Below are 20,658 nucleotides of genomic sequence, written 5' to 3' on the forward strand. Positions count from 1 at the left end.
ATGAGTGCGGACGCCATTCCTGAGACGACGATCGACGAGACCCTGACGCTCAGTCGGGAGCTCACGGAGGGGGATAGCCTTGTCAAGGGCCAGATTCGCCTCTACGACGTAGAGAGTGACGCGGGAACCCTCGAGTCTGATGCAGAGCGCTTCTTTGACCGGACGCTCCTGACCGAAGGGCTTGAGGACTCGCTGAAACGCCTCCGGGACACGATCCAGGGCGAGGACAACACGCGCATCCACGAGATGTACGGCCCCTACGGGACGGGGAAGTCCCATCAGATGGTGGCGATGTATCACTGCTTCGACGCCCCGGGAACTGTCGAAGAGTGGGCCGACGGTCGCATCGAAGGACTAGATGATACGCTCCCGCGTGATGCCCTCCCGGTCGTCGTCTCCCTCCAGAAAGAGCAGTACGAGCACCTGTGGGAGCCGCTTTTCGAAGCCCTCGACTACGACCTCGACGAGTCCGAGTACGAGGACGGCGGCTACCCTGATATCGACACGATCACCGACGCCGTCGGCGACCGGACGGTCGCGTTCCTCGTGGACGAACTTGAGGACTGGTTCGGATCACTCGAGGGTCGCCGCAAGAGCGCGAACAAGGGCTTCCTCCAAGCGCTACTCGAGGCGACCTCGCGCACGAACCTCTTCGCTATCATCTCCGTGCTGCGCGAAGGATCCGATGTCCACGACATCCTGTCCCGCCAGGAGCGCGTCGAGGTCAACATGTCCAACCAAGTCGATATCCGGGAGGTGCTGCGCCACCGCCTCGTCGAGCCCGGTTCCATCGACCAATCGAAGATGCGCGACTTGGTTGACGAGTACATCGAGGCCTACGCCGAAACGGACTACGTTGACCTCCCGGACGGCCTCCGTGACGAGATGTACGAAACGTACCCGTTCCATCCGGAACTCATCGACGCGCTCAAGACGCGGTACTTCGCCGAGACCGAGTCGGGCGCGACCCGGGGAATGCTCTATCTCTTCGCGAAGGTTCTCGTTGACCGTCACCAGCAGACCGACCTCATCACTCACGGTGAGGTTGACGCCGTCGAGTACAACGACGAACTCACCCGCATCAACGTCGAACACGCCCGCCCCGACCGCTGCTACGACGACATCGTCGAACGCCTCGCCGACGCGGACATCGACTACGGCCGCGACATCCTCAGCACGGTCCTCATCTACTCGCTCACGCCCGGTCTCGACGAGGGCGCGACGACGTCGGACATCGTCGTCGGCACGTTCCACGCCGGCGACCGCGTCAACGACATCATCGTCGATCTCGAGCGCCTCCAGGGCGAGGTCTACCACCTGTGGCAGTCCGACGACCGCTTCGTCATCCGAGAGGACGAGAACCCGCGGTCACTGATTCGGAACGCCGCCCGCGACGTCGAGCCGGGGGAGGCGATCGAACTCATCGGCGACACCGTCGAACGCCTGTTGGGCTCCAACTCGTCCGCGGTCGGGTTCAACGAGGACGGCGAACTGGAGAGCGTCCCGGACAGTCAGAACGTCAAGGTCGTCGTGAAGAACGGTCCGTGGGACGCCGACAGCGTCGCCGAGATCATCAAGAACCAGCCCGCCGGCCGCCAGTGGCGCAACACGCTCGTGTTCGTCCAGCCGAAGAACGGCAAGACCATCTCGACGACGTCCCAGCAGGAGAAGTTCCTCAGTAAGGCCCGGGAGGTCATCGGAGCGCGGCTCCGTGAGGACGACCAGAACCTGAGCGAGGAGATACGCGAGGATATCGCGGAGCTCAAAGGCGAGTACGAGGACGACCTCCTCGACCGCTTGGAGGGCGCGTACGGAGAGGTCATCGACGGCGACGACCTGCTCAACGAGTTCGAATACGCCGCGGAGATGACGCTTGAGAACTTCGTCGCCGCGGAGGACGAACTCGACGCCGGGAACATCGCGGCCGCTGCCGAAGCGGACCCGTTCGACCTCCAGCGCCATGCTTGGGACATCGTCCGCGACCGTCTCGACAGCCGCTCCGAAACCTCCGTCGAAGACATCTACGAACAGTTCCTGATGGACCCGACGTATTCGATCCCGGGCAGCGTGCAGGCGGTCGCCAACGCCGTCGAGGACGGCCTAGACGACAAGCCCGTGCTCGCCCACGACGGGAGCCAGTTCAGCGACGAACTCCGGAACCTCGACCGCGACACGACCCTCGTCCTGGAAGAGGAAGTGGACAAGTGGTCGGTGGACGACATCACGTCCACGCTCCAGCGCGAGTTCAGCGGCGGCACCACGGAGGTCGATATCGGCTCGTTCGAGCTCGAAGTCCTCGAGCGGACGGACGTCTGGATCGTCGATGACGACCCCCACGACGCGATCATGCGCGCGGTCGGTCGGCTCGCCAACGAAGACCACTACGTCCTGGTGAGCGGCAACGAGATCGTCTCCAAGGCTCGGTCCGACGCGAAGCTCCGGGACGTCTCGGACGCGCGCGAGATTGGCGCTCCCGAGGTAAGCGAGCGTATCGAGGAGACCATCGACGCCGCCGGCGAGGCCGACACGTCCCAGGTCCTCACCGCGATCAGGAACGACACCGAGGTGTACCTCCCGCAGGACGACACCGAAGGCGCGTTCCACGGGGCCGTGAACACGCTGCTGTCCGAGGGCTATAAGCTCAAAACCGAGGGCGACTACGTCGGTTCGCTGGGCGACCGCGACCCGACAGCCGTCGTGATCGTGCCGATGGTTCCCGACAACGTCGGCGAGCGCATCCTGGAGTACATCGGCGATCTCGACGAGGAAGCGACGTTCCAAGTGGGAGACGTTCAGAGGGAGTGCGCCCCGGACCACGACGAGTCCGCGGTTCAGCACTTCCTCCTCGACCACCTCGGCGAGAGCGACCCGCACTACGTCGTGGGAGCGACCGGATCCGAAGATCCCGGCGACTGGTTCCCAGGAGCCGGCTTCCGTATCCCGCCCGAGACCGGATGGACGTTCGAGTATCAGGGCAACAATCCGTCTGAACTCCGCGACAAGTGGCAGGACTCCCACGAGTCGGGCTCGGTCGCCTACGGATCGGTATCGTTCACGACGGAGGGCGACAGCGGTGCGCCCGAGTCGCTTCAGGGCGTCGCTGAGTTCCAGAAGGCACACACGGACCTCCAGCTCGAACTCGGCCAGTCACACGAGACGGTCGCCGATCTCCTCGAGAATATCCCGGAGTCCGCCTCCGGCATCGACGTCACGATTCAGTTCGAGTGAGACGCACATCTAAATACGATACCGAGCCCATCATTCCCCATGTCTGATTCGAACGCTTCGCGGTCTGATCTCCCCATCGAGCGCGGGTTTCCCATCGAGCAGGTGAACGACCTAGCCGACCGTGAGGGCCGGGCGAAACTCCACTACCGGCCGCTGACGACCATGCACAAGTGGTGGGCCCGGCGGCTCGGCTGTGTCTTTCGTACGATTTCGCTGTACTCGCTCGTCTCCGATCCCGACCGAGTCTCCGTTCGAGACCCGGACAAGGAGGATCACGACCTCACAGAGTTCGACGAAGCGTCCGAAAGAGCGGACACGGCAGATATCAAGGAGATGATCGAGAGCGTCGATTTGGCCAACCCCGACGCCATGTGGGATCTCTACTCCAAGGACATCCGTGTCGAAGACGCCGACGTTCTGGACCCGTTCATGGGCGGCGGGACGAGCCTCCTCGAAGCGATCCGATTCGACGCGGACGTGACCGGTGTCGATCTGAACCCCGTCGCGTGGTTCATCACGAAGAAGGAGCTCGAGGCCCACAGCGTCGATCCCGACGAACTCCGAGACGCTTTCGAGGACGTCGAGGACGCGGTCGCCGAGGAACTCCAGTCCCAGTACGAGACAGCGTGTCCCAACGACGAAAGTCACGTCGCCGATGCTGTCTACGCGTTCTGGGTCAGGGAACTCGACTGCACGTCTTGCGGCGAGACGGTCCCGCTGTTCAAGGACTACCGAGTCGCCAAGGAGAGGTACGGGAACGACAATAGATATCACGTCTATTGCCCGGATTGTGGGAACATCTTCCTGACGGACGATTATCAGACTGAGACGATTTGCCCGGATTGTAGCAATGAATACGTCCCGGAGAATGGCCCCGTTTCCCGGGGTGGAAATTACGGCTGCCCTTCGTGCGGTCTAAAGTACCCAATCGTGGATGCGATCGCCGACGGCCAATCGTACGCTGAGTCTCTCTATGCCCTCGAGTATTACTGCACCGAGTGTGAGGACGAGGGGAAAGATCGCCCAACATACAAGGGATACAAACAAGCGAACGAAGAAGACATCGAGCGTTACGAACGGGCAGCCGATAGCTGGAGGAGCGAAGATACCCTCGCCGACTATGCTCCGCAAGGGGACATCCCCGAGGGTGCGATTACGACTTCGTCATCGGTCAGCGGAAACGACGTCTTCCGTCACGGATACGAATCGTGGCAGGACATGTTCAACGACCGCCAGCTGTACTGCCTCTCGACGCTCCTCCGCGCGATCGACGAGGAAGTAGACGATCAAACCATCAAGGAGTACCTTCTGCTGGCGTTCTCGGACTCGCTGATGTTTCAGAACAACTTCTCTACCTACAATATCAACGCCACGAAGATCAAGGGAATATTCCGAAAGAATTCGTTCATGCCTACGGTTGAGTACGTGGAGAACAACGTTTGGGGGACGAAGGCTGGCCTCGGAACGTTCAGCAATACCTGGGCGAAAATCGTTGATGGCGTCGAGTTTGCTCACTGGCCTACGGAGCGATACATCAAAAACGGGGATAATGAGGAGACCGCGCCGTTCGAGAAGCCCGTTGGAGGCGAGTACACGATACATCAAGGCGACCTGCACGACGTGGATCTGGAGTCGGAGTACGACGCGATTATCACCGATCCTCCGTACTACGACAACGTCGTCTATTCCGAGGTCTCCGACTTCTTTTACGTCTGGCAGCGTCTGTTACTCGGTGACGAATACGAGGGTTTCTCGCCCGAAACAACCCCGCGCGAGGAGAGCATCGTCGCCAACCCGGCAGAGGGGAAAGATTCAGATTCGTTCGAATCAGAACTTAGAAGCGCGTTTTCGCGGATGCGCGAAGTTCTATCGGACGACGGCGTTCTTGTGTTCACGTATCGACACGGCGACGAGGATACCTGGGGAACGCTTCTCGAATCACTGTGCGACGAAGGCTTCGACGTTACCGCGACGTATCCGATTTCCGCGAACCTCAGCGAGTTCGTCGTCGGCGACGAACTCAACTTCAGTGTCGTCGTCGTCGCTCGTCCGGCGACGAACCGAGAGCCAATTAGTTGGTCGTCGCTCCGCCGGCGTGCTCACCGGGGCGCGAGCGAGACGCGTGAAAAGATTCAGGCCGGACAGACGCTCTCTGAGGGGGATATCAGCATCGTCGAGATGGGGCGCTGTTTCCGCGAGTACTCGAACCACCACGGGAAGGTACATCGCGGGGGAACAGTGATGTCGACGACGGAGATAGTCAGCGAGATCTACGACATCATCTCCGGGAACGTCACACCGGACGAGATCTACCTCGACCTCCTCGAGATGGACGAGCCCACCCTCGACGACGTGACTCGGTTCTGTCGAGGGACCGATATCGACCCCGATGATCTTCGGCGACGCGCCCTGTTCGTTACTGACGACGGTTTCGAGTTGACGGACTGGCGTGCAGAAGAGCGAATCGAATACCTCCGCGGGCGATCCACAGAGGAATTGACGCCGCTCGAAGGAGTGCAGTTACTTCGCTATCGGGACGCGCAAGACGTGAAGCCAACTGATGAACAGCGTGACCTCAACGTGACCTCGGAAATGATCGACGTCGCAGAGGAACTGGCGACGCTGACTGGAGACGAGGGCTACGAGGCCCTCTTCTAACCTTGGTGCACTTTGATACCTCCGTAATTCGAGGACGACATCATGAGTGATATCGATGCCGTCGCGGGGATGTACAATATCGTCGATCGAGAGAGGCGTGAGACAGCTGACTATCAGGTCCCTGTCGAGGAGTTCATAACGATGCTCGAGAGCCACGATATGCCACAGGAGATCTGTGTGGTGGGGCTCGACGATGTCTTAGCCAGAGACGAGAAACTACAGGAGTACCTCATTGATACGATGCGCCGAGAAATGGATTACCTCAACGGTCAGCGACCACTGCCAACCGTTCAATTTACAGTTGAAGGCGAGTTCCAGAGCGTCAGGGACTCCTTCGAAGTCGAAATAGACGGAGAGTTCTATGGTCTCAGTCCCGTTTTCGGACGGCAGATGAAGCAGCGAGAACCCGGCTGGTTGGTGACGACATTTAGGATATAACGCTACTTATGACTCTGTATCGTGTAACTTCGACCTATAGAACTCAATTTAACATAAATGAGAGGACTTCCAGAATATCTTCTCCTTCATCAGTCAACTGGTATCGATTCTCGTCACCTCGTGGGATCATTTTCACGTACCCCCACTCGAGCAGGGGATCGAGCACCTTCTCGTCGGCCGGGTCATAGTAATGTCGAACTTCGGAGCGCTCATACTCAGACAGTAGGGAAAGATCCATAGAGAACTCTACTACCTCTCGTTTTATCACGTATCCCCGGTCAGTTGCCTCCTCCTGTATGAATTCCAAAACTCGAAGGAAGTCCCGATGAGGGCTGCTGAAAGGATATTGGGGGAGTGTCTGTGGATCTTGAATGTCTGTAGCAATCTGCTCCCCATAGTATGATTCTGCTCGCACATAATAGGGAGTTGCATCTGTGGAAGTCGCTGCTATCGCTCCTGCAATGGCGGTAATCTTACTTCCTGTAGTAATATTCAGATAGATTTCCGTGTTGTCGGACTGATAGCGTGTAATCACATCACCAGCCCCCAGAACTGCACTATTCAGATCGAAGAAATCACATTCTGTTATCTCAACGTCAATATCTTCCTCTTCTAGCTTGCGTCGGACCTCGTCCCGGCAAGCCCTCCCTTTGGAGATATCCTCATCTATACTTTCCTCAGCGGATTCTTCAGAGTTTGAGACGGTCTCCCCATTGTGTGCTATCAGGATGACCTTGTCTGCATTACTTTCTATTGGGGGACGATAGACTCGCTCGCGTTCGTATCCCTGAAAGGCGATATGAACCTGTTCTGTCCCCAGATACACTATCTTCTATTGGCATTTTATCGAGGATAAGGTTATCGCTCACCTGTTTCCAACTGTGGTTGGAAAGTGCTAGAAGGACATCGAACCCCCCTGAATCAAATCGAATCGTATGGGGGTTTAGACACTTTATGGGGTGATCCCCCCTACTATGAGGTACAGAAATCATGTCCGTCGAAAAGCTGAAAGAAACCATCGTCGAACACGAAGATTCAACTCGGAGCGCAGAGGATCAGGCGGAAGTAGCCGCCTACCTCTGGGAGAACGACTACACCCCAGTGAGTGACGGGATCAAGCGGACTGAGTTGGAAGAGGAACTCGAGAACGCAGAGGTAGATATAGAACATAGTGTCGAGACTTGTTTGTTAAATCTGCGCGACTTAGACTTCGTGCGCAGATGGATTAACGGACCGCAGATCCTGGTCATTCACGATGAGCAGGGTGTTGTTAATGGCGAGCCGTTAGAGGAGATGGTCGAGGAGGAACAGACCGCCCTGATCGAGGCGATCCAAGACGAAGATCCTCCCGAAGAAGGATCTGAAACCATAGCAGACGGCGGAGAACCGCCTACTCTACGGAAAATAGCGGCAGAAACCCTAGACGTGGGTGCGAGTGTAGTTGAGACCGAACTCAAAGCGGGGGAGATGGTGCCGGATCAGATGGAAAAGCACCGGAAGGTTGTGGAGGCTATTGAGGAGGCCGACCGCGAAAAGAACGGGGACTATCACGCTCTTCGCTTCATCCACAATCCCTATCGATACTCACTCACGACCAAGGCTGTCAGCATATGTGAAGAGTCTGAGTAAAAGATGAATTTATGTCTGGCTCAGGAGAACCGACCAACGACAGTCAAAAGCAATCCAAACCATCAGGGCTCAGGAGATGGATAGTTAGTCTTCTCGGAGCAGACTCCGTTCTACATCGCTCAGTAGGAGTGTCCGTCGAAAGTATCATCGAATTTCTAGTCTTTGGAATGCTTGCGGCTGTGTTCACCGGAGTGGTTACAATATTACACCTCGGGACGGATTTTACCCTTCCTGCCTATCCCGCCAGTATAGTGTTTGTTTGGTCGGGAACGGTCATTGAGATCTGGAAGCAAAAAACTGGGTTTCTGACTTTAAACAACACTGTCGAAAGAGATTCTTAGCTATCAGAATTACATTAGTGCCCAAGGGCCTTCTTGAGAAACGGTAACACCTTCTTCCATCTGCTGAAGGAAGTACAGCGTAACTTCGCCGTGGTCGGCGTCTGTATTGTTGGTGTAGACGGGGACGCACGTCGTCTCGTGTTGCGGATATCGCGGGCGGTCGTCCTCGTCCCTCTTGCCGCACGCGTCCTTGATACGGGACTTCGTCCACTGACCCTGGTTTTCAAGGTCCGGCTTGTTCGGTCCGTACGTCGAGAACGCGATGTCGTTGATCACGCGGGCAGCGAAGGTCGCCGGATTACTGATTGCGAACGGTCCGGTCGTGTCGTAGACATCTGAGAGGTCGTCTTCAGACACGTCCTCTAAGCAGAGACGGCCGTGCTGTACTGCGTCGAACACGTGGAGTTCGGGATATTTGAGCGCAAGTGACTCGAGTAGATACTCCCGAGTGAGGCGTTCGTACTCGTCGCAGGCGAACTCGTCGTCGGGTGAGAGCACCTCCACTTCGCCACCAGTATTGGTCACAGAGAGACGATCTCGATGGTACTGGGGACAGAGGAATGCCATCCGGTCGGTGTCGGTGAGATACGCGTAGGCGAACATCCGGGACCGCGAGGCCGAATCGTTCGCCGGGTTCTTTCCTTCTTGGTAGTACTTCGAATCAAGGACGGCCAGCGTTTCGTCGCCGTCGGTCAGTAGGTGATCGGGCTCGTGAGCGGCCTTTGCGTTCCCCTCGAACGGATAAAGCCGGTGTTCGTCCTTGCACTCGACGTCGGACAGTCGATCCAAGTGGTCGAGGGCTCGCAGCGACTCGACTTCCCGGCTGAGAACTCGCTGCGTATAGTCTTGGAATAACGAGTCCATGCTCAACGCGTAATCCACGAGCAGCTCCTCGGGGCCGCCGCCGGTCTGTCCCAAGAGGGCTGACGAGAGGATCGACTGTGACGTGTGAACCGCCCGGCGATAATAGTGGCGTTGCCGGTGAAGGTCGGCCAGCGAAAGCCGCCGGTACTCCCCGAGGCGCTTTTGACTGCTCTGTATCCCGCGATCTTCGATTTCCTTCACCTGATTGTGGACCATCGACAGCAGGAAATCCTGCCGCGGATGCTGGTGGCCGTCGCGCTCCTGCTGAAGTAACCGTAGCAAGAGTTTTCCCGCCATGTGGATGGCCTCGTTCACCGGATTCGCGTAATCGACCTCTGTCTCCACCCACGTCGGTTCCGGGTTTCCCGTCGCGTGATTCATCAGCGTCTGGGCGACGTCAACCGACCCGAGTCCCTCGTACCCGTTCCGACGTCGGATATTGAGGTCCCGGATGAAGCCCTTCTTCGTGATGGTCTTGACGCCGTGTACGTAGTTGATAGCCAGGATAGCGATGAGCTGGGACGCTTCGATCTCACCGGCAATCAGCTCCTCGAGCGGGATACCGTAGTGTGACTGTGTACGGTCGATATCGTAGACTGTGAGGAGCATTCGGATGACGTTCTCCCACTCGATTTTCGGCTCGACCTGAACGCTCATCCCGGGCACGAGTTTGACGATCCCCACGACGTCGGAGGGTTCGACGTGGAGCGAGTTTTCCACGATCCGAGCGGAGAGGACGTGAAGCGGCCCCGAGCCGCTGTCGTCTGCTTCCGGACGGAGTCGCGGGCGTTTCTTCACGTACCGGCTACCTTCCCGGACGAAGTTCGCTGCCCGGAGTTCGTCCCGGAGACTCTCCGGGTCACAGCCTTCGACGATCAGCTTCCGATTTTCCTGGACGGAACAGAGTTCCGTGCCGTACTCACATCGGAGTGCGTCACTCATAGGCGCTGACGCCCATCTCCCGTTCTTCAGCCTCGGCTTCCCTGGCCGCGAGGTCGATCGCCGAGGATAGGTCGAAGGCCTCAAACTGGTCGTCGAGCGTCTCGTAGTGCGTCGCCAGTTGGTTGATCTGGGGGAGCGACGCGCTGTTCAAGAGCCGGGGAGCAATATAGGTCGAAAACGCCTGCCCGACCGCTGTTGCTTCTTCGCTTTCGTACGGCCCGCCTTCCTCACAGGCACTCTTGAGGAACTTCGTGACGTCCACGTAGTGCATCGGTCCGAACTCCATGATCCCTCCTTCGCCGCTCGTCGTCGTTCCGTTGTTGACACCGTCGTGGTGGCTCTCGAAGAGGTCGTGAAGCCGTTCCTGGTCAATATCGATGTCCGGCCCGAGTTCGCCGATCCAGTCGTCGAATAAGTCCGCTCGCTGGTCGTCCTCGTAGCGGCTCAGTTCTACCATCGCAAACCGGCGGGTGATCGCGTTGTCGAGTTCGTTGACCGTCCGGTCCGACATGTTCATCGTGCAGATGATCTTTACGTCGTCGTTGAGGGTGAGACTGTTCCCCTCTTCGTCACGGAAAATCGCCTGGTCGTAATCCTCGATGGCCGTGTACAGGGGGCCGAAGACCTGGGAGATGTCGGCTCGCGTTATCTCGTCGATGATGACGCCCCAGTTGTCGTGATACTCGTTCGCTTTCTGAATGCCCTGAGAGACGCAACCAGCCTGACGGACGTACTTGATTTCGCCGTCGTCGGTCTCCGGCTGGATGCTGCCGGTGATGTCCGCGGGCGTCCAACTGGGCGTCGCGGTGGAGATAGAGTAGTTGATACAGGTTTTCAGGGCGAGTTGCTTTGCGAAGTAGGTCTTCCCAGTGCCGGTTGGACCGTAGAGGACGATCGGTTTTCCGACGTCGAGGGCGGTCTCGGCGTTCTTCTGTACAGTGTCCGGAACGCGAATGTCGCCGAGATCGTCGTTCCGCTGGGCTACGGTCTGCTTAACCGAGAGAGGTGCCGTCTGAGAGGTTAAGATTGCTTGCTCGATTTCAGCGCCGCTTCCTGGAACGTCTACATCGATGTTCCGTTCTTCGACTAAGTATCGGATGGCATCGGGGTCGCTGGTCTTGTTGATGAATTCTTTCGCTTGTGCCGCACCGCTGAGGATGAAGCCGCTGAATTCTTCCGCCTCCTCCCGATCGTAGTCCTCGAACCGCGGTTTCCCGCTACTCATTATCCTAAGCCTGTCACGGGCGTCTTATAAAATGTCCCTGTCAGAGTACGATTGATTCTGTTCTTCGGGTCAAAATGAGAGGGGTTCTTGAGCGTGTACTACCCACTCGAGTAGATGGTCGCAAGAAAAAAGAGAGTGACAGTGTTCTGTCTGGCTAATGGGCGAGATTAATCTTTTCCGCGTCTCTGACGAGGGGAGTGTTACGGAGATACCACCGGATCCCGTAGAGCTTGAGAGGAACGTACAGAATCTTATTGAAGAGAATTTGGAAGAGTTACTCGGGATCACTTTCCTGGAGTCGGAATACAGTACTGGCGAGAAGCATGGCGGGAGAATTGATACATTAGGACTTGACGAGAACAATTCTCCAGTTATTATCGAGTATAAGAAGACACAAAATCAAAATGTTATCAATCAGGGGCTATACTACTTCGACTGGCTCGTTGACCACAAAGCCGAATTTGAGAATTTAGTACACGACAAAATAGCATCGGATCGAGAGGTAGATTGGAGTTCACCCCGACTCGTCTGCATTGCCCCAGACTTCACGAAATACGACTCACACGCCGTGGAGCAGATTGGTCAAAATATCGAGCTTATGCGGTTTGAGCAGTACTCAGGTGGACTCCTACTTCTCGAGCTTCTCAACGTCGTAGAATCTTCGGATGAAACCGAATCCAGCCGGGAGTATACCACCGTCGGAGAGAAAATTCAGCAGGCGAGCGATGACTTACGCCGCCTGTTCGAAGAGCTTGACGAGTTTGTCCTGTCACTAGGGGACGATATCCAGAAGAAAGAGCTCAAGTACTACTTTGCTTACAAGCGCATCCAGAATTTCGTATGCGTGTATATTACCCCAGATAAAGGCGAAATCCGGGTGTACCTGAAGATCGACCCCGACGAGCTCGAAACAATGCCAGATATCGGAAGGGATGTTACGAATACCGGCCACTATGGAACCGGAGATCTAGAGCTCACTATCTCTGAGAAAGACGACCTAGAAATCTGCAAGGAGTACATAGAATTGAGCTACGATGGAGTATGATGTCAGAACCTCATATAATGTCACCGCTCAGCTCCTCCATCGTCTGGAGAATATCTCGGTGATTGGGAACCGAATTTTCTGACCCCAGCAGCGGTATCTACACAACGCATTTGACAGTCAGAGCTATCTATGCAGGTATGGATGATGAGGACCTCGTCGATGTCGAGATCGCACACGAGGCTCCTGACGATATATCGGACGCTTACACCTCTGAAGCATCGGAATTTCCGTTTCACCGTCTCACTGTCGTTGCAAACCGGCTGAGTGCGGGCCAACCTGACACGGAACTCCGGTCACTCTCGAGCGTCGATGAAGAGCAGGTCAAACTGCTCGAACACCAGGTTGACGCCGCCCATCGGGCGCTGTTCGAGATGGACGGGAAGGCCTTGCTGGCCGACGAGGTCGGGCTCGGGAAGACCATCGAGGTCGGAATGATTCTGAAGGAGATGCATTACCGGGAGACGGACGATTCGGTCCTCATCCTGACGCCCGCTCAACTCGCAAAGCAGTGGCAAGGCGAGCTACGGGAGAAATTCGGCCTCGACTTCGTCTGTAACTACGACGGCGAGTTCCAAGGATTCGACGCCCACGACCGCATCATCTCGAGCATCGACACGGCGAAAAGCGACCGATACCGTCACAGCGTTCTCTCCCGAAACTGGGACGTCCTCGTGCTGGATGAAGCCCACTACGTCAAGAACGAGGACACTGATCGGTACGAACTCATCGACAAGCTCACGTACGACTACGCGTTCTTTCTCACGGCCACCCCGATTCAGAACGAGCTGACTGACCTCTATAACATCGTTTCCCTGCTTCGGCCGGGCTTGTTCGGCAGCCGGGAAACGTTCCACCACTACTTCGTGGACAACGGTCAGGACACGCTGGTGAACCGTAACGAGCTTCAGCAGCGTCTGCACCAAGTGATGATTCGGAACCGGCGAGCCGAGACCGACATCGACTTTACGAACCGAGAGATCGATACGCGCACATTCCAGCCGAGCAATAGCGAGCGCGAACTATACGAAGCCGTGACGGACTACGTTCGAGAAGCGTACAGCGAGGATCGGGGACAGAAGTTGGTGTTAATGATGCTGCAAAAGGAGGTCGTGAGCAGTCCTGCAGCCCTCAAGAAGACGATTCGAAAACAGCTAGACGCGAACAACGAACTCACGCATCGAAGCGAGCTGGAGACGATTCTGGAGAAGATCGATGCCATCGAGACGGTTACCAAACAGGAGCGGCTCTTCGATATCGTCGAGGAAGCACGCGAGCACGTCGAGATGGGGCGCGTCATCGTGTTCACGCAATTCCGAGCGACTCAACAGCAGGTCTTGGAATCGCTTCAGGAACAAGGGTACACGACCCACGCTTTCCACGGCGGACACTCAAGTCAGGAAAAAGAAGATATCGTGGATCGGTTCCGAGAGGAAGGCGGGGTTCTCGTCTCGACGGACGCGATGAGCGAGGGGCGAAACCTCCAGTTCTGTAACATTATGGTGAACTACGACCTGCCGTGGAACCCGATGAAGGTAGAACAGCGCATCGGTCGGATCCACCGAATCGGCCAGAAGCGAGAGGTGTTCGTGTTCAACATGGCGCTTGAAGATACGATCGAGGAGTACGTGCTGGAACGGCTGTACCACAAGATCGACTTGTTCCAACAGACCGTCGGAGAGCTGAGCACGATCCTCACGCGGCTCGAAGACTCCGGAAAGGGATTCGAAGACGAGATCTTCGAACGCCTCGTCAACGCGGACTCCGATGCGAACCTCGAAAACGATTTCGAAGCGATGGCGGTTGATCTCGAGGAACAGCAGGAGCTCTCCGAGAAGGTAGAGAACTTCAACAGCGCTGTCTTCGAGAACTTCGACCTGGGTGCGACCGATGACTGATGCTACGCTCCCCGTCACGCAGTCAAGACTAACTGCGTTCGCTCGAGAGTATCTGCAAACCATTGGCGCATCCGTCCACGAAGACGGACCTCGATGGCACGTCAACCTCCCCGACTACGTCGATGTCGAGTTCAGCGACGGGAGCGAGTTCGAAGTCGTCCTCGAAACAGACTCTAGTGAACAAGGAGGACAGGATGAATTCGTTCTGGCCCCGGAGAGTGAATTCGCTCAACAGTTACTCGACGAAGCGATTTCGATATCCCCCGTCGGTCGGCTATCGGTTACCGACGAACTCTCAGGAGGCGAGTACCAGTACCCCGACTGGGTCGTAGAAAGCGACCTCCAAGTCGTTGATGCTTCGTTTATGCCATATTACGACCGTGAGGCGGTGTTCGCGGTCGTGCAGATCGGCGTCGAAACGGTGAGCGAATACCAGACACAGTTCCTCGAAGCCGTCAGCATCGACGCTTCGTCACAGGAGGAATTGACCGGTATGGCCGAGACTGTCCTACAATCCTTCTACGACCCTAAGAACGAGCCCGGAGACAGCGGTTGGGAGGACAACAGTACCGAGTCGATCGGAACGGAAGTCTTCGAAGCAGCCGTCAGCGAGTGCCAGCAAACTGCGCTTGATAACGTTCGTGAGGCCATCGCCGATATCCGTGAGTCGGCCTCGCGTGCTGCCGATGCCGAGTTTGATGAGTATCGACAGCTACAGAATCAACAACTGAGCGACCTTCGAGATGAAATTGATTCGGTGACGACCCGTCTTCAGAATGTCGCGGATGACGTCGATACCGCGCCGTCCCACGAAGACAGGATTGATGCCCTACAAAAACGAGAAGAGCTCCAAGCGAAGCAAGAGGAACTCGAGAAGAAGCGAGCAGACATCCTCGAATCGAAACAACATGGATTCGAAGACAAGCGGCGCGAGATCTATCAGCGTCATCATCTCGAAGTTCAGACGAAGCCAGTAGCGACTACACTGGTGTCGTACGAGCGTGGCGAAATCGAACTCCGACTTGCTGATTGCGGGCGGAACGAGACTATGCGGGCTCCCTATGCAGCAGGTGCCGGATATACAGACACGGTCAACTGTCCAAGTTGCCAGGCGAAGCTCTCGCCTGATAACCCTGTCAAGATGGGGGTCACGGGATTGCGGTGTCGAAAGTGTTTATAATACTGAATATTGGCTCGTCGTTTTTCGCCGTTCGATAGCTCCACAGCAATCTAGTTCTTTCGAGAAACAAATGAAAGACAGTCTCTAGTGAATCGGGCAACATAGTGGGTCCTCTAGAAGCTTTTTGAGTTTCATCAATTATCATTCAATAATCCAACCATTATATCCGGATAGTGCCTGCATCTGTTGAGTGAGAATTGGAGATCGTCGAACGAGTGGCCCTACGTACTGAGTTGCGTATCATCTCCTTGTGTCCTATACCTATTGTAGGATGGAACAAGAAGATTTCACGGGGATGGCCGTGTTCGTAGGCTATAGGAATTGTCAACCCACTCTCAATCGAGCTTTGTCTGGTACGCTTCGACCAACCGCTCCCCCTTTCTTGCAAGTTCGCTATACGTCACTACGTCAATCCGGTTGAGAAAGCTGTTATAGACGCGAAGTCCCTCCCGTTCATCCGAATTTAGGTCTGCCCCGATAACCACAGTACCCCGGGGTTTCAACATATCTAACCCATCTCGTCGGAGGATTCCATCGCGGCTCGCTTCGATTTCATTGATGTAGTTTTCCACTTGTGAAACAGCTTCTGAGAGATCTGCACTCGGCCGATAATTGTCGTGAGACCGGTCTTCAACCATTACTGTGTGATCTGGTTTCTTGATCTCAAAAATGTCGTAATATCCATTCACAGTTTCGAGACAAAAATCGACCTCTTCATCCCGCGTTAGCTCTCGCTCGTCACGGTTATCAACATATCTGGCACCAAATATCCAAGGGTGGCTCTCTAAGAACTCCTGATATTCTCGTTCAGGTTCTCTCGATTGGATCAGTTCTCGAAATTCATCGATTGCATTACGTGCTCGAGCCCTACTAATGAGATATTCTACATTAACAACGTCCTCTGGTAACTCATCAGCAAATCCCTCGATATCATCAATAGCAGGTTCAATTTCACTGACGCTCTTGATGAGTTCAACAGCTAATTCTTCAGATTCTTCGGTATCTGTAGATTCGATACTCTCAATAGCTGCTTTTGCTGCCTCAACTGATGGGGCATCCTTTGCGAGAATTACGTGATTCCCCCTTTCCAGATTTGCGATATCCTCGAGATTATCCAGTAGAGCAATTAATCGCTGTAATTCATCAGGCTGACATCGGAAGATCGTCTCCTCTTCGACTTCGATCCTGCTGTCGGTGAGACGAGACTTCCAGAATGAAATGACCTTCTTGCCGGAGTCAGAGGCAATCACCTCAAAAACGTTAACTGATTTGAACGTCCTTGGACCATCCTTAATCGGATAGTGAGCGACATGACGAAGTCTATCTTTGTCCTCAAGAGGGACTTCAATCTCATATATCTCCCCGTCAAACGTCTGCTCAATTTCCATATCTTATTGTCAGAGAGACCCATTTAATAAGTCTAATCGACAAGCAGAAAGGTAGAACCGGAAGTGCGTGAGTTTCCGGGAAATGCTAAAATCATAAACATAGAATCAACGTATACAGGATTGAACTCACTCAATCACTTACAGTAACAGATTGCATATACTGTTCTTTCCGGAAACAACCCGGTCAGGCTTTTGTAACCTGGCTCGAAATCAGTCTGTCAGAGACAGATGATTCGCGATGCTCGCGTCCTCCGCGCCGGGTTCGTCCCTCGGGAAGTTGAGCATCGCGACGCCGAAGTCAACCACCTCTCCAGCGTTCTTGAGCCCATCACGAACGGAGAACCCGCCGACACGGCCATCGTCACTGGACCCAGCGGCGCCGGCAAGACCTGCATCTCGCAATTCGTCACCGAACGACTCCGGGAAGAGGTCCTCGACGTTGAGGCCACCTACGTCAACTGCTGGCGTAACTACACCCGGTTCCGGACGCTCTACCAGATCCTCGACGACCTCGGCGCCACCATCGACATCCACCGCCAGTCGACGCCGCACGACGAACTCGTCGACCGCCTCCAGCAGCACGACGGCCCGCGAACCGTCGTCATTCTCGACGAGGTTGACCAACTGGAGGACCCCAGTGTCATTTACGACCTCCACAGCCTCCCGCAGTTCGCGATTATCTGCATCGCGAACAAGGAAGAGGAGCTGTTCAGCCGCGTCGACGACCGCCTCGTGAGCCGCCTGCGCTCCAGCGAACATGTCCGGATGGACAAGTACCACGACGAGCAGCTGTACGATATCCTGAGTGCGCGGACGAAGTGGGGACTCGATGAGGACGTCATCATCGACGACCAACTCTACCGGATCGCCGACGCGGCCGCCGGCGACGCCCGCCTGGCCATCGGCATCCTCCGAACCGCCGCCGGCAAAGCAGATCGCGAGAACCACGAGCGGATCACCGACGACATTCTCCTAGACGCCGCCGAGGATGCTCGGGCCCAAATCAAGCAGAAGAGCCTCGACTCGCTCACACCGCACCAGCGCGTCGTCTACGACATCGTTCGCGAGCATGGCCCGGTAGGGCCGAGCGAGATTCACGAGCGCTATTCCGAGGACGTCGATGATCCACGGACGAAACGGACTGTTCGGACGTACCTCTCAAAGATGGAGCAGTACAACCTCCTCGAGGCGGAAGGGACGAGTCGGGACCGAGAGTACTCGCTCGTCGATTCAGCGGCTGCGTCGCCGATGCAGTGACTGTGACCCCGTCAGCTATCAGGAACTGAACTCGCCGAGGCCCGATTGCTCGTGGTCCAGCGGCTCGATGACCTGGGGATCGTCGTTGCCGGGGTTGTTGACCCGCGTCGAGATCTCGTAAGCGTCTAGATCGTCCTTCGGATACGGCTGACACAGTTCCTTGCGGGTGTCCGGATCTGCGGCGAGCCAGTCGGACTCAGCGTCCTTTGGGAGGACGACCGGCATCCGGTCGTGGATTGAGTTCATCAGGTCGTTCGGCTCCGTCGTGAGAATCGTGACGCACGAGATCCTCTCGTCGTCGCCCTCCCAGACGTCCCAGAGCCCGGCCATCGCGAATGCGGGGTCGTCCTCCCGGTAAATCCGGTAAGGCTGCTTCGACCCGCCGTTCGACGATTTCCACTCGTAGAATCCTGAAGAGAGGACGAGACAGGGACGTGATTCCCACGCCCGCTCGAAGACGCGTTTCTCGCCGGCAGTCTCGGAGCGAGCGTTGATAATGCCCTCCTCGGGCTCATCCGCCCAGAACGGAATCAGCCCCCAGTGATAGGCGTCGATCTCGTCGGAGGCCTCGTTCGTGATGATGTAGAGATCCTCGCCAGGAGCGATGTTGTATCGGGGTGTGTACCCACCGTCCGCGACGACCTCGGCATCGAAGCGGGCCTCGAGGTTAGCCTGGTCGATAAAGAGCGAGTTTCGGCCACACATACATCTGGGTCTGACCGGGAGAGTCTTCAACGTATCTGGAAATGTGAACGGCTCTGAATCGTGCTGTTAGAGCTCGGTCGGGGGCAGTAGCTCACAGAGAACAGCTGCTTGGTCAAGAAGTGCGTCGAAGAGCCGTTCAGTCGGTCGATATAGCGCGTGGTGTTCATCAACAGAGTATGGGGTTTTCTCATCATCTGTGTGTGAGAGAAATCCGCACTCGAGAAGCGGAGCAAGGGTAGTATCCAGGGCAGTTCCGGAACGGCCAGATTCGGCTTCAAGAGTGTGTCGAGGGAACTCAGAAAGGAACCGCGTACAGCAACTCAGTACGTGAGCACGTCGATCGGCGAATAGTTCGTTGAGCGCAGTACGATGGGTGCGTGTCCAATACTCGTCGATTTTTACGTATGTGCGTACGATAGGGGAAAGCTCGTTCAAGGAACCATTAGCATGGACGATTCCAAGGTCGTTGAGCGCATGTTGGTCTTTGGTGTCCAAAGACTCGCCGAGGGGATGGAGAACAGTTTGAAGCGCCTCGTGGTACCGCGAAGTGAGAAATTCCCCGGCAACAACGTGGGCGTTCACGATATTTCGAGTTGGGTGCATTGACTCGTGGTGATCGGGGTTTCGGTGGTCAACGTGGGTTCGTGGGTAGCTCATAGAGCACCTCTTCCAACGTGGCGTTGAGCATTAACATACCGAGCAGTTAGGCTCAAGATTGTAGCTGTGAAGTGTTAACCAACATATCGCCGTCGATTCGCACCAGTGTTGGTTAACACGAAGGCCGCTCGATTCAGGAACTATTCTCGGAAACGGGTTCAAAACAGAGACTACTCGGGACTGTACCGGGATTGGAGGGGATCACATCGAGTTTCCTGAAACGTGGAAGCGACACGCCGCGGCTTATCGGGAACGTAGACCTCTAGTCGAGTATGGGAGAACACTCAACGTCGAACCGATTGGCGGTGGACCAGCCGACACGGGGAGCTGACCACAATCGGTCCCTTGCTGACCAGGCCGATCCGGCTACAGACGAGATGCTGTTGCCGTCACTAGACGACGGCGTCACACTGCTCGACGTGGAAGGAAGCCGCGGCGTCCCGATCCTGCAGTCACTCGTGCTCAATCACCTCCTCCTCCACGACGGCCCTGCCTTCTGGGTCGACGCAAACGGGCACGCGACGACGCCGACACTCGCTCAGATCGCCCCCAGCCGGCGATTACTTGACCGAATCCACGTCGCACGGGGATTCACCGCCTACCAGCACTACGGCGCCGTCTGTGATCTCCCGACGGCGGTGAATCAGTCCATCCGGGAATCGACGACCAACGACACCGTACGAGATCGGCAGCCAGCGGATAGTGACGGTGAATCACCATACACTCCGTCGCTCATCGTCGCTCCGGCCGTCGACGTCGAGTATCGTGCTGATGACACCCTCGGAGATCGCCACGCCGACACACTCCAGGCCCGTACACTCACTCGATTGGCGACCTATGCCGACGGCTACGACATTCCAGTACTCGTCACTCGGAGCGAGCGCGACGAATTCACCGAATCGGTTGCGACGGTCGCCGATCATCACCTGGAGTGCAAGCAAACACGAATGGGGCCGCGAATCCTCGGCGAGGACTTTGAGACGCTCGTCTACCCCGTCGACGACGGCGCGTACTACCAGACGACGTTCGCCTACTGGCGACAACTGCTCGAAGCCCGTGCAGCGCAGGTCGGCGTGGAGCCGACGACGCCGTCGACGCCAACACCGGATAGTGTCGGAAGCGGTGTCACAGTTGATGGAGAGTCGGTGGCAGTCGGAACAGATCCGCTGCTCGATGCGTGGACAGCCAGCGCTGGAGGGCGATAAC

Annotated in this window: 14 protein-coding genes; 9 read left to right on the top strand and 5 right to left on the bottom strand. The window is 56.4% G+C overall.

The window, feature by feature from the left end; genetic code table 11:
- From C437_RS07780 to C437_RS07790, 3 genes are read left to right on the top strand one after another with little or no spacing between them, the layout of a single operon-like run.
- A complete protein-coding gene (locus tag C437_RS07780; RefSeq protein WP_004516383.1) occupies nt 1-3,228 on the top strand; it encodes a DUF499 domain-containing protein in 3,228 nt (1,075 codons plus the stop codon).
- Between the two features lie 39 nt (nt 3,229-3,267).
- On the top strand, nt 3,268-5,886 hold the full coding sequence (locus C437_RS07785) for a DUF1156 domain-containing protein (RefSeq protein ID WP_004516384.1): 2,619 nt from the start codon (nt 3,268-3,270) through the stop codon (nt 5,884-5,886).
- A 42-nt stretch (nt 5,887-5,928) separates the two neighbouring features.
- Nucleotides 5,929-6,324 (top strand): hypothetical protein, encoded by a 396-nt coding sequence (locus C437_RS07790; protein ID WP_004516385.1) that lies wholly within the window; start codon nt 5,929-5,931, stop codon nt 6,322-6,324.
- 43 nt (nt 6,325-6,367) lie between these two features.
- On the opposite strand, the gene C437_RS07795 is transcribed toward C437_RS07790, so the two are convergent.
- The gene (locus C437_RS07795) at nt 6,368-7,150 is read right to left on the bottom strand and encodes an HFX_2341 family transcriptional regulator domain-containing protein (protein ID WP_004516386.1); all 783 of its coding nucleotides are present in this window, start codon (nt 7,148-7,150) and stop codon (nt 6,368-6,370) included.
- A gap of 164 nt (nt 7,151-7,314) precedes the next feature.
- Here C437_RS07795 and C437_RS07800 point away from each other — a divergent pair, with 164 nt between their 5' ends.
- Nucleotides 7,315-7,953, top strand: coding sequence for a hypothetical protein (locus C437_RS07800; protein WP_004516387.1), 639 nt, complete (start codon nt 7,315-7,317; stop codon nt 7,951-7,953).
- Nucleotides 7,954-8,303: 350 nt separating this feature from the next.
- Here the strand turns inward: C437_RS07800 and C437_RS07805 are convergent, their stop codons facing one another.
- Both C437_RS07805 and C437_RS07810 read right to left on the bottom strand, forming a co-directional pair.
- Complete coding sequence (locus tag C437_RS07805; protein ID WP_004516388.1) at nt 8,304-10,100, bottom strand: 5-methylcytosine restriction system specificity protein McrC; 1,797 nt, start codon at nt 10,098-10,100, stop codon at nt 8,304-8,306.
- Entirely contained in the window at nt 10,093-11,325 is a 1,233-nt protein-coding gene (locus C437_RS07810) for an AAA family ATPase (RefSeq protein WP_004516389.1), read from the bottom strand. The genes C437_RS07805 and C437_RS07810 overlap by 8 nt, the downstream gene beginning before the upstream one ends.
- A gap of 157 nt (nt 11,326-11,482) precedes the next feature.
- Here C437_RS07810 and C437_RS07815 point away from each other — a divergent pair, with 157 nt between their 5' ends.
- The 3 genes from C437_RS07815 to C437_RS07825 all read left to right on the top strand — a co-directional run bounded on the left by C437_RS07815 (nt 11,483) and on the right by C437_RS07825 (nt 15,445).
- The gene (locus C437_RS07815; RefSeq protein ID WP_004516390.1) at nt 11,483-12,370 is read left to right on the top strand and encodes a DUF5655 domain-containing protein; all 888 of its coding nucleotides are present in this window, start codon (nt 11,483-11,485) and stop codon (nt 12,368-12,370) included.
- 137 nt (nt 12,371-12,507) lie between these two features.
- A complete protein-coding gene (locus C437_RS07820) occupies nt 12,508-14,265 on the top strand; it encodes a DEAD/DEAH box helicase (protein ID WP_004516391.1) in 1,758 nt (585 codons plus the stop codon).
- The gene (locus C437_RS07825; RefSeq protein ID WP_004516392.1) at nt 14,258-15,445 is read left to right on the top strand and encodes a hypothetical protein; all 1,188 of its coding nucleotides are present in this window, start codon (nt 14,258-14,260) and stop codon (nt 15,443-15,445) included. The genes C437_RS07820 and C437_RS07825 overlap by 8 nt, the downstream gene beginning before the upstream one ends.
- A gap of 335 nt (nt 15,446-15,780) precedes the next feature.
- Here the strand turns inward: C437_RS07825 and C437_RS07830 are convergent, their stop codons facing one another.
- Nucleotides 15,781-16,833: a Shedu immune nuclease family protein gene (locus C437_RS07830; RefSeq protein ID WP_004516393.1), complete on the bottom strand. Its 1,053-nt coding sequence runs from the start codon at nt 16,831-16,833 to the stop codon at nt 15,781-15,783.
- A gap of 228 nt (nt 16,834-17,061) precedes the next feature.
- Between C437_RS07830 and C437_RS07835 the strand changes: the two genes are divergently transcribed.
- Nucleotides 17,062-18,090: a Cdc6/Cdc18 family protein gene (locus C437_RS07835; protein WP_004516394.1), complete on the top strand. Its 1,029-nt coding sequence runs from the start codon at nt 17,062-17,064 to the stop codon at nt 18,088-18,090.
- A gap of 18 nt (nt 18,091-18,108) precedes the next feature.
- On the opposite strand, the gene C437_RS07840 is transcribed toward C437_RS07835, so the two are convergent.
- Nucleotides 18,109-18,795 carry an SOS response-associated peptidase gene (locus C437_RS07840; RefSeq protein ID WP_004516395.1) on the bottom strand — a complete coding sequence of 229 codons (687 nt, stop codon included), beginning with the start codon at nt 18,793-18,795 and terminating at the stop codon, nt 18,109-18,111.
- Nucleotides 18,796-19,724: 929 nt separating this feature from the next.
- Between C437_RS07840 and C437_RS07850 the strand changes: the two genes are divergently transcribed.
- Nucleotides 19,725-20,657 (top strand): hypothetical protein, encoded by a 933-nt coding sequence (locus C437_RS07850; RefSeq protein ID WP_049919685.1) that lies wholly within the window; start codon nt 19,725-19,727, stop codon nt 20,655-20,657.
- Nucleotide 20,658 lies beyond the last annotated feature (1 nt).

Source organism: Haloarcula vallismortis ATCC 29715 (assembly GCF_000337775.1).
Taxonomy (GTDB): Archaea; Halobacteriota; Halobacteria; order Halobacteriales; family Haloarculaceae; genus Haloarcula; species Haloarcula vallismortis.

What these genes read in the sequence shown, in the direction of transcription:
- C437_RS07780 (WP_004516383.1), top strand. Translation starts at nt 1, where the DNA reads ATGAGTGCGGACGCCATTCCTGAGACGACGATCGACGAGACCCTGACG.
- C437_RS07785 (WP_004516384.1), top strand. Translation starts at nt 3,268, where the DNA reads ATGTCTGATTCGAACGCTTCGCGGTCTGATCTCCCCATCGAGCGCGGG.
- C437_RS07790 (WP_004516385.1), top strand. Translation starts at nt 5,929, where the DNA reads ATGAGTGATATCGATGCCGTCGCGGGGATGTACAATATCGTCGATCGA.
- C437_RS07800 (WP_004516387.1), top strand. Translation starts at nt 7,315, where the DNA reads ATGTCCGTCGAAAAGCTGAAAGAAACCATCGTCGAACACGAAGATTCA.
- C437_RS07805 (WP_004516388.1), bottom strand. Translation starts at nt 10,100, where the DNA reads ATGAGTGACGCACTCCGATGTGAGTACGGCACGGAACTCTGTTCCGTC.
- C437_RS07810 (WP_004516389.1), bottom strand. Translation starts at nt 11,325, where the DNA reads ATGAGTAGCGGGAAACCGCGGTTCGAGGACTACGATCGGGAGGAGGCG.
- C437_RS07815 (WP_004516390.1), top strand. Translation starts at nt 11,483, where the DNA reads ATGGGCGAGATTAATCTTTTCCGCGTCTCTGACGAGGGGAGTGTTACG.
- C437_RS07820 (WP_004516391.1), top strand. Translation starts at nt 12,508, where the DNA reads ATGGATGATGAGGACCTCGTCGATGTCGAGATCGCACACGAGGCTCCT.
- C437_RS07825 (WP_004516392.1), top strand. Translation starts at nt 14,258, where the DNA reads ATGACTGATGCTACGCTCCCCGTCACGCAGTCAAGACTAACTGCGTTC.
- C437_RS07830 (WP_004516393.1), bottom strand. Translation starts at nt 16,833, where the DNA reads ATGGAAATTGAGCAGACGTTTGACGGGGAGATATATGAGATTGAAGTC.
- C437_RS07835 (WP_004516394.1), top strand. Translation starts at nt 17,062, where the DNA reads ATGATTCGCGATGCTCGCGTCCTCCGCGCCGGGTTCGTCCCTCGGGAA.
- C437_RS07840 (WP_004516395.1), bottom strand. Translation starts at nt 18,795, where the DNA reads ATGTGTGGCCGAAACTCGCTCTTTATCGACCAGGCTAACCTCGAGGCC.
- C437_RS07850 (WP_049919685.1), top strand. Translation starts at nt 19,725, where the DNA reads ATGGGAGAACACTCAACGTCGAACCGATTGGCGGTGGACCAGCCGACA.